We start from the raw sequence: 16,269 nt of genomic DNA, 5'->3' as shown, positions 1-16,269 counted from the left end.
TGAATGAACCTAATACCTAATCAAAGAACGTATTTCAAATATCATCAAAAAAATAAGATGCGCAATGAAAAATAAAAATATAATTATGAACATAACTGTATATGCACAATACGATCAACTACGCATGATTATTTAATATTGTTTTTAATAAATCCGAGATATTAATGTATATCATTGTTTTTTAATAAAAGTATTTAATTGCTTTTATATGATGGAATTAATTTAATTTGGTTCGATCATATTGTCTTTTGCCAAATAGATTTCAGTCCTATATTAATGCGATAAGCTTGCAACTTTTCCACCAACCATTCGTAACGGTTGGATTAATCTTAAACATGATATTGCCATTCGTGACAATTTAACATGTAATAGATGTTGCTGTCTTGTTATTCATAAATGTCAAATAAAAAATGATTTATGAGTTCTCTTGTTGTTGTTTTGTCCGCTTGTGTATGAAATCTAAAAGTAAATTCATCACAGAATGGGTAAGCACCTGTTTAATTACATAACTTTAAGTTGAATCACTTTTGCCGGACAACAACTGGCGGCTTGTACATTTTGCTCGTATTCATCCATGGAGATAATTGCTTGGTAGATTCCTTTTTTTTCTTTTCCATCAATCAGATTGCATCTGCCATCCTTTTTAGAAATGCGCCATCTATCGGGAGCCGCTTCTACACAGCCGTTGCAACCAATACATTTGCTTCGAATAAATATAATTTGAAACATTAGGCAGATACAATTTTATACAATTTGGTAGAAGGTCGAATAACTTCGGAAACTTCCATAGAGAATACATCGCCTTTAAAAACTGAATCAACCGATATATTGTCTTTACGTATTTCTTGCACATCCATTTTGAGTATACCAAAAGCAGGACCTGTAAGCATGATTTTATCACCTTGTTTCAATGAATGCGATTCCATTTTAAATTCGCCTATATTTATTTTGTTAAAATACTTTACACCTCTAGCAATCAGAATTTTCTTCTCTGTTGCTTTAGAACCATAGGAGTCGTTCCATTCACCCATTTTACGACCCAAGTAATAGCCATCCCAAAATCCTCTGTTGTATACAGTCGCTAATCGTTTTGTCCATGCGTCAATTTTCTCTGAGGTATAGGTTCCTTCTTGTATAGCTGTTACTGCTTCTTTATAACACCGCACTACTGTATCCACATAATCTGCCGACCTACCTCTACCTTCAATTTTAAGAATGTGTACGCCTGATTTTAAAATTTTATCTAAGAAACCGATGGTACATAAATCTTTTGCACTCATGATGTGTTCGTTGTCTATTTCAAGTTCGACTCCATCTTCTTTATCTGTAACGATATATTGTTTTCTGCAATTCTGTATGCAAGCTCCTCTATTGGCAGAAGCATTGTTGGTGTGTAAACTTAAATAGCACTTTCCTGAAACAGCCATGCAAAGCGCGCCATGTGCAAATATTTCTAATTTTATGAGTTCTCCAGACGGACCTTTAATTTGTTTTTTCTCAACGCCCTTTGATATTTTGGACACCTGGCCTAAACTTAATTCTCGAGACAATACCATTACATTCGCAAATGCTGCATAGAATTCTACCGTTTCTAAATTGGTAACATTGGTTTGTGTAGAAATATGTAAAGGCATTCCAATAGATTTACAAAACGACATTACAGCATGGTCGGAAGCAATAATTGCTGTAATGCCACTTTCCTTTGCTTGATTGACGATGGATTTCATCAAACTTATGTCGTGGTCGTACAGGATGGTGTTGATGGTAATGTAAGACTTAACCTTTCGTTCTGTACAGATGTGACTAATTTCTTTTAAATCATCCAATACAAAATTTATCGAAGAACGCGAGCGCATGTTGAGCTGTTCTACTCCAAAATAAATGGAATCACAGCCAGCATTTAATGCTGCTGTAAGGGATTCATAGGAGCCAACAGGGGCAAGTATTTCTATTGGTGTGTAATTCATAAGATGTCGTTGCAGGGTACTGAATTCGTTGTATTAAACATTTTTTACAACAATACTGCAAGGACTAAATTATAAATAATAAAAATTTCATTTTATTATGGATATCATCGTTTTAGATGATATATAAACAGGAATTTAAAAAAAATGTTTCTGGGGTGTCTCTAAATATGTGCTTTGGTCATATTTTTTAAATGGTTCGATATTCAAAATGCTCGTCTGTAAATTAGAATAAGAAAAAAACCGATAGTGAAAAGTGCCTATCGGGTTTTTAATGTTTTGTAATACAGATTGTATGAATATTACATATTGTGTTATATGGTAAACTAACTCGCTTTTGTTAGCGGATGCGTAATTTTATTTTTATACGAATCTAAAATGGATAATAATTTATCTATTTGATCTTTTGTATGTTTTGCATTTACCATAACACGAAGTCTACTAGAATGCATTTTAACAGCAGGATACATAATAGCATCTATGTGTATGCCTTCGTTGTGAAGCAGTGAAGATAATTCTTGACATACGCGTTCGTCGCCAATATGTATGGGCATGATCGGTGTTTGCGTACTTAATAAATGATAGCCCATTTTGGTAACATGTTCAACAAAATAACTCTGATTGTCCCAAAGCTGTTGTCTACGTTCTGGTTGATGTTTGATCATATCCATTGCAGTTATGATTGCGTAGGCTTGGTCTGGTGGTATAGTAGACGTAAAACCATACGATGAGCATGTATACTTTAATATATCCGTTACATACTTTTCAGTTGCAATAAATCCACCTAAAGCGCCATAAGCTTTACTTAAAGTGCCCATGTGAATCATATTTGGGCTGTAGCAATTGAAATGTTCTGAAATACCACCGCCATTTTTACCCAATACACCTGTGCCGTGTGCATCATCTACATATAAGATTGCGTTGTATTTCTCTGCTAATTGAACCATCTCAGGTAGGGGAGCAATATCTCCATCTTGGCTAAAGACGCCATCGGTAACAATGATTTTTACGTAATCTTCGTGTTTTTTCAAATAGGACTCGAGCTGATCTAAGTCACAATGCCTATAGGTTACTTTTGGGCAACCAGACATGCGAATACCTTCACGTATACTTATGTGATTAAATTCATCACTAAAAAACATGTGATTGTAGGTCTTTTGCGAACGGTATCCGTACGCTCTGCAAATTTGGGATGCTTTTGGTAAGGTTGACAGGATACCTAAGTTTGTTAAATAACCTGTTGCCAACATGATTGAAGACTCTTTGTGCTTCATTTCAGCCAATTTGGCCTCTAGTTCTCTGTATATATCCAAATCACCTCCCAAAAGTCGGGATTCACAATTGCCGACACCGTATTTTTTTAATCCTACAACAGCACTTTCAATCATAGCTGGATCGGATGAAAGACCAAGATAATTGTTTGTTGAAAATGAGATTAATTCTTTGCCGTTGCTTATGAATGAAGGGGAAGGGAGGGTACTAACATTAAAATCTTCGGGAAATCGATTGTTCGATTTTATCCAATTATGTATTTCTTTAAACTCTTGCATGTATGTCTTTATATATAAAGCGAGATAAAAATAACTTAAATTTTCACAGCTAACAATACCTTTTTTATGGTAAGAGTCTTTTTTTTTATTGGAAATAGATCGATAAGGATCTGCCTAAGTTTATCTTTAATTATTGAGAAGCGCTAGGAGCTCTTCTGAATGGACGAAAAAGTAAACGCTATTCGATTTGGTGCATCATTCAATATTGTTTATTTAAGAAAATCCTTTATAGATTCAGGTATTTTTTTCCTTGTAATGGGATTTCTTTATAATCTTAATTTAATGGGATGCCTTAGATTTGCTATGTCGGATTTTATATAGCACTAAATCGATTTATACTTTTACTGAGCATAGTTATTTTTAATAATGCGATAGATTTTATTAGAAAATCATTAGAAGGGTATTTTTAATATAAAAAATCGTTCATTCTTGACCATTTATTCTTGAATGGATAGAAAGAGTTTTCTTACTATTTAATTATCAATTTTAGAAAATAATTTCATTCTATGATAACTTTTAAATTATTCTTTAAGAAATGAAATAATTGATTGTCATAAAATAACGTTGTGTCTAAGGAGAAAACGATCAGTAAGGCATTTTTATCGCCTCTTATATCATACACAATACGTCTTCTATATCTTCCATCTTTTGTCATAAATTGATGACACGATTTTTCACCTTCAATTTCATTCAATAATAATGTTTTTGATAACTTAATATTATTTAAAAGTTTAAAATTACTTTCTTGATTTTTATATAATAGTAGACTTTCATCAAATTTGGAGTTGTTTGCATAATCAAAATATTTTTCAATAAATATCTGCGTACCCCTCTCATCTGGTCTTTTGCCAAATAAATGCAACGATTGTTTTACATTCTTTTCTCTTTCATAATATTCGTGTCTGAGATGAAATGGTTCATTCGTTATTTCATTTAATATGCAACCGAAGAAGTTGTAATCATGTCCATCCTTTGACTCAATATCTGCTACAACAACTCTCATTTACTCGATCATTAGTTAAAATAATTATTCTAAATGTTCTATACGTAGAAAATACAAATTAGATTTTTGAAATGTGTATTCGGGACTATACATATACTTTTCTAGAAGCCAATTTAGAAAAGATTCTTTATCAATTGATAAAAGCATGCATTCTATTTGATTAAAAAATTATGAGAATGTAAGGTTGTTACGATTTGAATAAAAAATTAAGCAGTTAGAGCAACACAAAAGGTGTGTTGCTCTAACTACATCCAAAAAGGATCAGAAACATTATCTGCGAATGCCGTTTCAGTATGAATCTCTTTTATTTTAAGAAGTTCTGCTTCTGTGGCTGCAGATTGAATTTCATTGAATAATACACGTTCTTCAAATCGAATGTGTTCATCCAACTCTTTTTCTATTAATTTTAAATTGTCTAAGATGTCTGTTTTTGATTCAAAATGCTTTTTTAAATTTTGATGTTCGGATAATGCTTTTTGAACCAATTCATTTTCATTCCCTAAAATGGGGAAAATACATTTCTCTTCAATATCAAAATGTGGCAATATATGTTCCGTATAAAACCAATCTACGTATGTTTTGATTCGTTCAGGATTAATTTCTTTTTTTAATCCTGCTTTTATTTTCCAACAAAGCAATAAGCCGTGATGGTGTTCACGACTTATTGCTTTAAGGTGCTCGTTTCTTTTAATTGGCATGTGTTAATTTTTTTTCTAATTCAATTGCTCTTGGAAATAAAATATTATTTTCTAAGTGAATATGCAAATGTAAATCTTGCTCAAATTCTTGAAGTAATGCAATTGTTACTTTGTAGGTGTTACAAGCATCTTCAGGCGGAGTATAGTTGTTGCTTAATGCTTCAATTTTTCTGAAACGATCGCCTTCTGTTGTATGCTCGTCCATCATCATTTGAATTGGATTTTGAACAGTACCAAATCCAGGTGTATCTAGCTTCACTTTATCATGTTCAGCTTTAACCATCTTTCTCACGTAAGGGAATAAAATAAGCTCTTCTTTTTTCATATGCTTAGCTAGTTCACCTGCTGTAGCATTAAAGTGCTCATTGATTTCAAGTAATTCTGGATGACGTTCTCCGTGTACACGACAGATTTTTTCTAAGTATGGTTTTATTTCTAAGGTCTTAGCTTCAACATATCTATGGTGTTTTTTCTCAATATAGTCCGCTAATAAATCAAGTGGCCAGCTTTGATAATCCGCAGCAATAGTTGCTTGGGATTGCGTTAAAGCATTCAAATCTGAAACAACCGCTTTGCCATCTATTTTTTTTGCTTCACACGCGTCGTTGATTGTTCTGTTCCCTTGGCAACAAAAGTCAATACCATATTTTTTAAATACAGATGCTGCACGATAGTCTTTAGCGACTAACTCTCCGATAATTTGATTTTCTTGAATGTTCATGTGTTTCTTGTTTTATTCTTTTCCCCAATTTGTTATTTCTTCTTTGGTCCAAAGCGTGGGGAAAAACTTGCGCTGTTGAGATTCAGGGTTTAGATATTTCTTCCATTCGCTACCACCCGTTGCAGCTTTATTTTCACTTTTACTATCTAAATAATGCTGTGCAGTTTGTATATGTACCAATGGCCAGGCAACATTATATAAATGATCAAATTCTTTTAACTTATCACGTAATGCATCCGAATAGGTAGCATTTTTAAGAATAATATCTTCGAGAGTCTTTCCTTTAACTTTGTTGGTTAAGGCAATAAAGCGATGCATGTATCTTTCTTCAAATTGGCAGAGCGTCAACGTTTTTTTGCCGGTTGCTCTATTCAAACCTGCATCCTTCCAATAAATGTGCTCGAAGTATTCTTCCGTACTTGGATTTTCTCCGATCCGTTTTTTACCATTTTCGTTGATGAGATTTCCAATACGTGTGCAATAGAGTTCAATCAATCTAAATTGAGCCGATTGAAAGCCACTAGCAGGTGTTAGCGTACTTCTAAACGTATTATAATCTTCGTAATTCATACCTGACTTCATTATTTCAAAGGAAGTGATGAGCATATTTGTATATCGATTTAAACGATTTATTTTATCTATCCAGACCGTTTCGTTAAATGGATCGTAAATCAATTGTTTGATTTCATGTATCATCATTTTAAGTGTCAATTCCGTCACTTGATGATACATAATAAATATTTCTTCGTCCTTAAAATCTGTTCTTGGTTTTTGGAGCGTAAGTAAGGTATCGATTTCCAAATAATCCCAATAGTTAATTGGCTTTGCATTCAGTAATCCTTTTAAATACGTTTCAGGCTTTTCTCCTAAATCTGTGTATTTGTCTTCAATATCTTTGACAATCGACTCTATACTCATGTTGATTTTTTGTAACGTTCTTTTGGAAAGTCCGAAACATTCGGAGCCCTACTTAATTTTTAATCTATTTATTGCGTTTATCTTAATATTACGTTCTATATGCATGTTGTAATACTATAGAGGTAGTATGTTCGATTATAATATCGTAGTAGAAGGATTATTTCTATAATATTCAATTTTATAATTGAACATCTCTGCCATACGTTGTCCCTGCCATTTTGCTCTATCTGCTTTTTCTCCTTCAAACAATTCGTCAACCGTACTATAAAATAGAATCAGCCATTGTTCAAAATGTTCCGCAAAAACAGGCAAATTAGCATGGGGTACAAACGGACTTCCATGATAGGTGTGTTCATCTAACAATACCGTTTGCCAAAAGCGGTACATTTTTTCTAGATGCTCTGGCCAACGATCTTCGATTTTATCATTGAATATATCTTTTAGCGCGTCGTCTTCACGAACTTTTCCGTAAAAAGTATTTACTAAAATCTTAACATCATCTAAGGTACGAATGTCATTTTTCATTATCGTATACGATTTCTAAAGACTGAAATTTGTAATAATGTAATAAGCAGACCAGCCAACAAAAGCAATCAATAAAATCAATAGCCAACTTGGTATTGTTTGTGGCGTTTCGCTTCCTTCAATAAGAAAACTTTTTTGATTTCCTTTATCGTAAGCATTTAACATAATGGGCACTGTACCATCTACGATTTCATTTTCAGAAATCCCTTCAATTGATATAGCGGGGCCATTACGGACGATAAATTTTATTTTACGAATACCTTCTCTTCCTGTGGGAGATTTACTCACAATTTTTAATGTGTGTTCGCCATCTGTTAGTTTACGCGTATCTAATTCGAATTGAACAGGACTTGACAATTCAGCAATGGGTTGCACATCTTCATCAACAAATAGCGATATTTTACTTTTAGCTTCTTTCACCGTATTTAATTGTTTAAAATGGATACTTTAATGTGGTTGCTGTCTTTTTCGCCTGGTCGTATTAAATATTTCAATGAATAAATAAACGTTGCTATAGTGATTGCTGTGATAACTCCAATGATTACCCAATCCCAGTTGCTTTGTGGTCCAGCACCATGGGTTATGCCCCGTGTTATTTTTGGTTGTTGTTTTTCACAGACTTCGCAAGCCCATGCCGATGCATGGATTAGCAGTATGCCAATGAAGGTGAACAGATAGTTGATTTTATTTCGCATCTCTCCAATAGTTATTTGCTTGTGCAACGGTTTGGAATTCGATAGCTACAACCTGTGCAGATTGAATTAATTGAACCGTATCTTCTGCATAATCAGGTCGCATTTGTTTGCGTTTTTCAGGGTCTGTTTGAATAGCCGCTATAGTTTTGCGAGACATTAATATTGCTAATGCTCTTCCTTCTTGTGGTGTTTTCGTAATTAAACTTTCCAACCATACATCTGTGTTTGCCATAATTTTATTTTTTAGCGGTTGCTTTTATGAAATCTACTAATTTTTTAACTGCCTCTAAAGTCACTGGTTTTGCATCATTGCCCCAGCTGGTTCTTTCATGATTTATTATTGCAGTTACATCTTCTGCACTTAAATTATTGTCCAAGCCTACTGCATTCATGGATGCAAATTCAGGGCGGGGATCATATCCTTTCATGATGATGTTTACATACAACTCTAAGTCATCACCCAATACAATTGGACTACCTTTTAATGAAGGGAAGGCACCTTTTAATCCTTCACCATTTGCTTGATGGCAACTTGCACAATTTTGGGTATACAATGCTTGTCCATCTGGAAGTATCGCCGTTTCTCCAGCTGCTGCTGCTACAGAAGCTGCAGCTTTTTTCTTATATAAGAACTCCATAGGTAATTTGCCATCTGGTAGTGGCGTTTGTTTTAAACTTTGTAGATAGGCAACCAATTGTAAGGCTTCAGGTGTTGCAATAATTTTTCCGGTTATTCCTCTTCTATAAGCATCTGGTACAATTACTTCTACTTCATCCTTTCCAACATTTTCTGTTGTTTTAAACAACCAAGGGTAGGCAGGCATAATAGATTCTTCCACCACGGATCTGGGTTGGAATAAGTGTAATAAATTCCAAGCCATGCTAGATTGTCTCGTTCCAATATTTGTTAAATCGGGACCTGTTCTTTCTGTACCCATTAAGGTAGCAGTATTACGCCAGAAATCCATTTGTGTATTGCTTGCATAATCTGCAGCTATACTTGGTCTAGCTCCCCAAGGTTTGTCCATATCAACGTTACGCACTTGTTGCGTGTGGCAACCTACGCAACCATTCGCAATGTAAATTTCTTTACCTAGTATTGCATCCTTGCTTAAGGGGACATAATTAGGTAATGGTGCATTATTTTTTTGATTATTAATCGCAGGTATAATAGCTACAACGCATGTTAATGCAACAAATAAAAACAATGCCGTACCGAATAGTTTTTTATGATTATTAAAGAAGTCCATCTCGTGTATGTTAATTGGTTGTTATTGTTTGTCTAATTCTTGTTTTGCTTTTAATATATCAATAGCCGATGTGGGTATAACAAGGTCTTCTCTGTTACGAACCATTATATAGAAATTATACGCAAACAATAAATGCGATAACCACATTAAGGAACCTCCAATTGCACGCCACAGCCAGTAAGGCGCCATCATTATTACACTGTCAATAAATGGTTGTCCTTCCATCCATACCAAACCACGAAGTGTTGAACCATACATCAATGGTACAGTATAGAATAACAATCCAATTAATGCCAACCAGAAATGTGCACCAACCGTTATTTGAGGGGGTTCTTTGCCTGTAAGCCTGGGTACCATCGTGTAAATAAAACCCCAAAGCATAAAGCAAATGATGCCGTACATGGTTAAGTGCGAATGAGCAACGGTAAAGTCTGTAAAGTGCCACACTAAATTTGTGAAACGAAATGCTTCAGCAGTTCCTTGCAAGGAGCCCGTGAAGTAAAAGACAATACCAATCACATAGAAGGGTAGGGTATAACTTCCAGAAAGTTTATGCCATGAACCTTTAAAAGTCATTATAAAGTTTGTAGTACCAGCAACTACTGGTATTACCATGCCTACACTACCAACGATGGCAACTGTTTGCAACCACCATGGTATAGCACTGAAAATAAAGTGGTGGGTACCTATTAATGTATAAAATAATATTTGTGTCCAAAATGCCAATATACCTAGGCTATATGAATAGATGGGTTTGTTTAATTGTTGTGGCAGGAAATAATACATCAAACCTAGATTAAACAACATGAACCACATACCAACACCTTGATGCATGTAGTATCCTTGTACAATTGTTTCTCCCAATCCGTTTTGCCAAGTTGGCCAGTAAGCAACAACTGCAATTACTATTAAGAACATCATGGCAGCAATGATGTACCAATTCGAAACATAAATTTCTTTTGTTATTCTGTTTGAAATCGTTTTTATAAAATTACCTAATGTAATAATGATTGCTATACCAAATAAACCCATTACAGGCCAGATGTACTCTCTGTATTCCCCACCGCCATTGTTTATGCCCGCCATCAGGCAAATGCTTCCGATTACAACAGATGCATTAATGAGTATTAAAGAAATGTATCCCATTTTTATACTTTTAATGGGTGCATTACTAACTCTTGGTATTACATAATATCCAAGGCCCAACATAGCTATAGATGCCCAACCCCAGAAGACTGCATTGGTATGTACGGGTCTCAGTCTACCAAAACTCAACCAACTGTAGTGGTCCACATCAGGTGCAACAAATTTAATTCCTAAGTATTCGCCTACTGTAGTACCAAATACCAACCAAAAAGTAGCACATCCTAAATACCACAAAATAAGTTTCGTCAATTCGGGCTCTATATACGGGCGGGGTTGACCTTTTTTCTTTTGTTCAATAAAACGGAGTGATTCTATTTCGCTAACGTTGCTGATTAAACCTTTCGAGTCTACAGCTTTGCTATCACCAGATAATTCATTGTTATTCAGAGAAAATTCGAGCTCTGTTTTTCGGTATTCTAATTTTTTTATTTCTTCAGCACTTAAGCCTTTCAGATACGCATTGAATTTCTCTAATTTACGCTTATCTAGAAAATTGTTTATTAACGCACTACCTTTTATGAATACAATCATAGAAGCGATGAGTACGGGGATTGTAATAAGAATTATCGTAATAATAATTCCTGACTCGTTAAATATGCTGTTGCCTTCCATCTTTATTTATATTGGATAATTTGCCACTAGTTATATATTATTTTTTTTCTTCTAAATGAATGATACATTTCCATTTTATTAGAGAGAAGTGAATTCTTTTTGTTAACGCTTTAAAAAGGTTAAGCCTTTTTCTAAATCGTTTACTAACGATTCTAAGGTTGTCGTTTCAAGCATGTTTTTGAGATCGTCTCGAATTTGCTTGAATTGATTGTGTACAGGACAGGGTTTTTTTTCATTGCATTTTTTCATCCCCAAACCACAGCCTACATAAATACTATTGCCATCTAGAGCCAAAACGATGGTACTTAACTTTATTTTTAACAGATTCTGTACTTCTATTGAAAAGCCTCCAGTTGGGCCTTTGTCTGAATGAATGATGTTATTGCGTGCTAATTCTTGTAGAATTTTTGATGTATATGCAGCTGGCGATTCTATTGCTGTTGCAACTTCCTTTAAACTTACCCTTCTGTCCAGTTTAGATTGTTCAGCAATATAAATAGAGGCTCTTATTCCGTATTCGCAAGCTTTTGAAAACATATACTCTTTATTCTATAGGACTAATATAAGTAGTTTTTTAATAGTGGACAAAAATATCCACTATTAATATTTTAGGGGGTAATTATAAACTTTTTTTCTAAAAATGAATTGAATAGAGGAGTATGATATTGTTTTTTAGTGCGGTAGAAGAAAAAAGAATGTTAATACGGAGAGTATTTACAATCGAATTACACGTTTTATTTAAAAAACCTGTGCTTTCTAATAGAATTTTTGGCTGGAATAATGTAATGAAAATTTATCTAAATGTGTTTTTTCAATTGTATTACTAAAAAATATTTTATCTCTATAATCTGCCTTCGATTATTTTTTCTTAAATGTATTCTACATGCGCTTTAGATCTTTTATGTTCCATTTGAATTGTGTTGCGCATTCAGTGATATTGCTTTAAATAAGGTGTGTTAAGGTGAGTAATATTTCCATTGATTGAAAGAGGATTTATAAAGCAAAGAAACGGTTCCAAATGAAAAATTTAAATTTTAAAATCTAAAATGTCTGTTCTGAAAAAAATCTATGTACATTAAAATAAAAGCCCATATTAATAAGATAAGTTAGAAAACATACGCTCGCTTGCAAGAAATGTAAGCGGGCGTAAGCTAAAAATCTGTTATAAATTGAATGGTATTTTTTTAGTGGTTACTAAAAAAATCTAACATTATATTAATTGCGTCCTTACAGTGCATCCGTTCACCATTTTCAATAGATTCTTTTGCTATTGTAGCAGCTCTTTTACGCATTGCTATTTCATACGTTTCAATAGCATCTTTCACAGCAGGGTATGTGTTAGATGTTAAACATATACTTAACTCTAAGGCATCCAGCATAGCCATATTTACACCTTCACCAGCAAAAGGTGGCATTACGTGTGCTGCATCGCCAAGCATTGTTAGGTTTGGTAAGCTTTCCCAATGTTGATTAAAGGGTATGCAGTATATTGGGCGGGGTATAAAAAGACTTTCTGCAGTTTCAAATAATTCTCCCCAAATGCTACTCCATTCTGCATATTCTTTTTTAAACCAATGTAGTATCTGTACTTTATTTGTAAAGTCTAAACCACTTGTAGCGGCCCAATTTTCTGTTGCTTTAAAACTTGCATAAAACCCTAATTCGCCGTTTCCTTTTTGGCCCATTAAAATATTTTTATTATTTCCAAAAGCCATTATTTTACCTCCATTTATCAAGGCATGCATTTTTGAAGCTGATTTCTCTGAATCATAAATATTACCTTCTAACATCAGTATGCCAGAATAAAATGCTTTGAAGTCGGTTATATATGGTCGGATTTTTGAATTAGCACCGTCTGCTGCAATGACAATATCTGCATACACAGATTCTGTATTTTTAAAATGTAACAACCAACCATCCTCTTGTTTTTCCATTGATAGGAAATGCCTGTTCCATATAACGGTATTTTCATTTAAGGACTCTAATAACATATTTCGCAAAGGGCCGCGATCAATTTCAGGGCGAAAATGTTCACTACCAAAATCTTCAATAGAAATGGTTTCATGATCGCTGTAGCGTATTGTTGCTGTTTCATCCATTACAATCATTTTGTCTGCTCCTGGTCGGTAATGCTTTTTAAACGCTTCTAATAAGTTTGCTTCGCGCAATGCTGCCAAGCCAGATTCGTCATGCAAATCAAGTGGTGATCCCTGCACACGTGCATTTTTGTCAAAATCTCGTTCGTACACGTTTACGTGCACATCTTTCATTTGAAGCAGCCTTGCTAATGTTAGTCCACCTGGGCCACCACCAACGATAGCAATTGTTTTATTTTGTAGCAGCATGTTTTTTATGTTATGCTACAAACTTATTCCTTTTTGATCATCAAAAATTGTAAAAATCGGTCGTTTTCATTTTTGAATAGTTCTTTGGGCGAAACCCCAGAAAGTTTTTTGATTTCTTTGATAAAATGCGATTGATCTGAAAAGTTAAGTTGCGGAGAAAGTTCACCATCTTTGATATGAACAAGCGAAGCTTGGAAACGTAGAATGTTGCAATAGGATTTCAAGGACAGTCCAAATTGTTGACTGAAATAACGATTGATTTGGCGTTCGCTCCAAGCTACTTTTTTAGAAAGATCTTTTATAGACGTTGCTCCATTCGTTTCAGAAATTAATTTAAATAATGTGCGTTTGCGTTCATCTATTTTATTAGGCAGGAGGGACTTGATTTTGAAAGAAGCCTTTTCGCAAAACGCATCAAAATTATTCAAATCCATATTATTGAATTCCCAAAAGTTTGCGGGAAGTATTTTTCCGCTATTCAATATTGCAGCAATTGAATCCTGAAATAAATATTCTACAGCGAGTGGATTGAAACTTATCGAAAAGAATTTGGTAACAGTTTGGTTTGCAGATTTAGGCTTTGTTTCCAAGCCCATTAAAGAAACACATAATTCGTTATTTTCTAGTAACGTAAAGATTAAATCTACTTTTCCATTTGGTATAATAACTCCCTTCATTTCTTTAGAAAGATTTTGCAAGGATGAAAAACAATATACAAAATCATCCAAAGAATGCTCAGGCATGAGTCGTTTGTATGTTAGATTGGTTTTCATTTTTGATGCGATCTTTATTTGAACGAAAACTTTCTGTGTATGTATGAAACTAATATTAATGTATCTTATTGAGATTTTGATGTAGTTTTAATTAAAAATACCTCAAACCAATAGTTGATTATTCTTTATTTCTAAGCATTTTTTAACGCTTCTATATCAAATTTTCCCATTTGCATAAATGCCTGTATTACTCTCGGTGCCTTTTCTTTGTCTCCCATAAGCTCACTCAAAATTGCAGGAACTATTTGCCAAGAAACTCCATACTTATCGTCTAACCAACCGCATTGACTATATTTCCCTTCTTTACCCAACTCTTCCCAATAATGATCAATTTCTGTTTGTGTGATACATTCTATGACATGCGATGTTGCTGGTGAAAATGTATACTGCGGGCCACCATTTAATGCCATAAATTTTGTGTTATTTAATTCAAATACCACTACTATAGGATTTGCAGAAATAATTTTTGAGTGCTTAAAAATCGAACAATAATAATCTGCTGCTTCTTGGGCTTTCCCATCGAACCATAAGCAGGTATAAATTTGTTTTTCCATGATTTTTTTATTCTTTATTCTGTATTTATTTTAAATTAGTTTTATTTTTTGACAATACAATTACTACGTTCCTTAAATAATTTAACGTTATTTAAAATTTCCCTTAAAAGTTCATTTGCTCGCAAAACGTAAGTCAAATGTGTAATTGGTGCTAGTAGCAACATATATTTTTGCATGGATTATTCATTTTATAAATGATATTGGTTTACGTTAAGATAGTTAAAAATTGATTTTTCATCCTTGTTGTAATTTAGTTTGTGTGTTAGTTTATATAAGGGTACACTTTTATTTTTCAGTTCTAGTATGATTTCGTTTGTGATTTGATTGTTCAATCCGTAGGTCTGTAGATTATGTGGAGGAATAGCAGATATTTTATTCGTTGAATCCCAAAGCACTTTAAAAGCAGGGTCATTGTTGTATATTTTTTGGAAGAGATAATGAAAACAGTAATATGGATAAACTTTAAGTATTTTTACCATGAATAGGGATAACCATAATGTTGGTTTTTTTTTAAGTATTTTATGTATGAATGTAGACTTAAGAATTATATTTCTTTTTGATGGGTCGTATATTTTTATTTGAGGATTATTTATCCAAAAGTTATTGTGTGAAGTATTGAGTTTTTTTAAAAGACTGTTACCCTTATTAGCAGCGATAAACCAATTCGAGATCATACGGTCTGGCCCTGGTTTACTGAATGCAAAAAAGCCAGTTCTCATATTGTTTTCAAGCCAAGAACTCAGAGGGGTGTTGCAATAGCAAGTAGCATCGATCCAAACACCTCCATGTGTTTCAAGTAAATTGAGTCTAATAATATTAGATAATTTTTGAATCGTAATATTATTGTTTTCAATGATTTTTTTGTCAAGAGTGATGTAGTCATGAACTGATATATTATCCAATAAAATTATGTTGTAATCTGGATTTTTTTCAAGCCAAGAATTATAACATAATTTGACTACATGAGGCATATTCTTTTCCCCTTGAAGCCACAAGATCCAAATGATTTTCTGTTTCATAGTTATTTCATTCCTTTAACTGAAGCGGGTTTAATTTTAATGTCTTACTACGTTATGAGATTGGGGACTTTATAGCAGAGCATTTTTCTGCCGAAACGAAAATTATTAAAAAAACGTTGATTCATTTTTAAGAATCTAGGCAGTTTGCTCTATATCTCGCTTTAAATAAGTGTACGATATGAGCTTTTTGTTGTAAAACTTGATAGCGTCTTTCTTTCCTAAACGCCTAATCCGATACTCCCGATTGCTTTGGGGGTAAATTTAATCAAATTGTGCGTACTTAAAAGCTGCACACTCAATAGTGCCAAAGTAGCCTAATATGATCCTGAATATTCATAAATAACTAATAATTAGGATTTTAATTTAAATACCGCTCTAGTATATAATGAATAATTTTAATTAATAATTTTTGTATACTAAATTGAATTATATTCGTTAAATATAGGGTCAGGTAAAAAAGCTGGGGAGTAACTGATAAAATATTAACTTTACAGGT

The 16,269-nt window shown here is 33.5% G+C and carries 18 protein-coding genes; all 18 read right to left on the bottom strand.

Annotation, left to right across the window (positions count from 1 at the left end):
• Positions 1-501: 501 nt before the first annotated feature.
• The 18 genes from Q0543_RS09465 to Q0543_RS09380 all read right to left on the bottom strand — a co-directional run bounded on the left by Q0543_RS09465 (position 502) and on the right by Q0543_RS09380 (position 15,773).
• Complete coding sequence (locus Q0543_RS09465) at positions 502-729, bottom strand: ferredoxin (RefSeq protein WP_299251837.1); 228 nt, start codon at positions 727-729, stop codon at positions 502-504.
• On the bottom strand, positions 729-1,967 hold the full coding sequence (locus Q0543_RS09460; protein WP_299251834.1) for a peptidase U32 family protein: 1,239 nt from the start codon (positions 1,965-1,967) through the stop codon (positions 729-731). Before Q0543_RS09460 ends, Q0543_RS09465 begins: the two co-directional genes overlap by 1 nt.
• A gap of 323 nt (positions 1,968-2,290) precedes the next feature.
• Entirely contained in the window at positions 2,291-3,514 is a 1,224-nt protein-coding gene (locus Q0543_RS09455) for an aminotransferase class I/II-fold pyridoxal phosphate-dependent enzyme (protein WP_299251831.1), read from the bottom strand.
• Positions 3,515-4,013: 499 nt separating this feature from the next.
• Entirely contained in the window at positions 4,014-4,517 is a 504-nt protein-coding gene (locus Q0543_RS09450) for a hypothetical protein (RefSeq protein ID WP_299251828.1), read from the bottom strand.
• Between the two features lie 245 nt (positions 4,518-4,762).
• A complete protein-coding gene (locus Q0543_RS09445; RefSeq protein ID WP_299251826.1) occupies positions 4,763-5,215 on the bottom strand; it encodes a hemerythrin domain-containing protein in 453 nt (150 codons plus the stop codon).
• Positions 5,205-5,936, bottom strand: a complete 732-nt coding sequence (gene ric / locus Q0543_RS09440; RefSeq protein ID WP_299251823.1) for an iron-sulfur cluster repair di-iron protein — start codon at positions 5,934-5,936, stop codon at positions 5,205-5,207. The genes Q0543_RS09445 and ric overlap by 11 nt, the downstream gene beginning before the upstream one ends.
• Before the next feature lie 12 nt (positions 5,937-5,948).
• On the bottom strand, positions 5,949-6,854 hold the full coding sequence (locus tag Q0543_RS09435) for a tryptophan 2,3-dioxygenase family protein (protein WP_299251820.1): 906 nt from the start codon (positions 6,852-6,854) through the stop codon (positions 5,949-5,951).
• A 135-nt stretch (positions 6,855-6,989) separates the two neighbouring features.
• Positions 6,990-7,379: a group III truncated hemoglobin gene (locus Q0543_RS09430; RefSeq protein WP_299251817.1), complete on the bottom strand. Its 390-nt coding sequence runs from the start codon at positions 7,377-7,379 to the stop codon at positions 6,990-6,992.
• A 15-nt stretch (positions 7,380-7,394) separates the two neighbouring features.
• Positions 7,395-7,799, bottom strand: coding sequence for a cytochrome C (locus tag Q0543_RS09425; RefSeq protein WP_299251814.1), 405 nt, complete (start codon positions 7,797-7,799; stop codon positions 7,395-7,397).
• A 5-nt stretch (positions 7,800-7,804) separates the two neighbouring features.
• Complete coding sequence (locus Q0543_RS09420) at positions 7,805-8,074, bottom strand: hypothetical protein (RefSeq protein ID WP_299251811.1); 270 nt, start codon at positions 8,072-8,074, stop codon at positions 7,805-7,807.
• Complete coding sequence (locus tag Q0543_RS09415) at positions 8,064-8,306, bottom strand: hexameric tyrosine-coordinated heme protein (RefSeq protein ID WP_299251809.1); 243 nt, start codon at positions 8,304-8,306, stop codon at positions 8,064-8,066. The genes Q0543_RS09420 and Q0543_RS09415 overlap by 11 nt, the downstream gene beginning before the upstream one ends.
• 4 nt (positions 8,307-8,310) lie before the next feature.
• The gene (locus tag Q0543_RS09410; protein WP_299251806.1) at positions 8,311-9,324 is read right to left on the bottom strand and encodes a cbb3-type cytochrome c oxidase subunit II; all 1,014 of its coding nucleotides are present in this window, start codon (positions 9,322-9,324) and stop codon (positions 8,311-8,313) included.
• A 21-nt stretch (positions 9,325-9,345) separates the two neighbouring features.
• On the bottom strand, positions 9,346-11,082 hold the full coding sequence (locus Q0543_RS09405) for a cbb3-type cytochrome c oxidase subunit I (RefSeq protein ID WP_299251803.1): 1,737 nt from the start codon (positions 11,080-11,082) through the stop codon (positions 9,346-9,348).
• Between the two features lie 102 nt (positions 11,083-11,184).
• Positions 11,185-11,619, bottom strand: a complete 435-nt coding sequence (locus Q0543_RS09400) for an Rrf2 family transcriptional regulator (RefSeq protein ID WP_299251800.1) — start codon at positions 11,617-11,619, stop codon at positions 11,185-11,187.
• 647 nt (positions 11,620-12,266) lie between these two features.
• A complete protein-coding gene (locus tag Q0543_RS09395; RefSeq protein WP_299251797.1) occupies positions 12,267-13,427 on the bottom strand; it encodes an NAD(P)/FAD-dependent oxidoreductase in 1,161 nt (386 codons plus the stop codon).
• A gap of 23 nt (positions 13,428-13,450) precedes the next feature.
• Positions 13,451-14,200, bottom strand: coding sequence for an AraC family transcriptional regulator (locus Q0543_RS09390; protein ID WP_299251794.1), 750 nt, complete (start codon positions 14,198-14,200; stop codon positions 13,451-13,453).
• Between the two features lie 131 nt (positions 14,201-14,331).
• A complete protein-coding gene (locus Q0543_RS09385) occupies positions 14,332-14,754 on the bottom strand; it encodes a VOC family protein (RefSeq protein ID WP_299251791.1) in 423 nt (140 codons plus the stop codon).
• Between the two features lie 188 nt (positions 14,755-14,942).
• A complete protein-coding gene (locus Q0543_RS09380; RefSeq protein WP_299251788.1) occupies positions 14,943-15,773 on the bottom strand; it encodes a capsular polysaccharide synthesis protein in 831 nt (276 codons plus the stop codon).
• Positions 15,774-16,269 lie beyond the last annotated feature (496 nt).

The sequence above is a fragment of the uncultured Cytophaga sp. genome, from assembly GCF_937863595.1.
Classification (GTDB): domain Bacteria; phylum Bacteroidota; class Bacteroidia; order Cytophagales; family Cytophagaceae; genus Cytophaga.
Note: the sequence above shows the minus strand (reverse complement) of the source record. Positions and strands in the feature narration are given on the sequence as shown.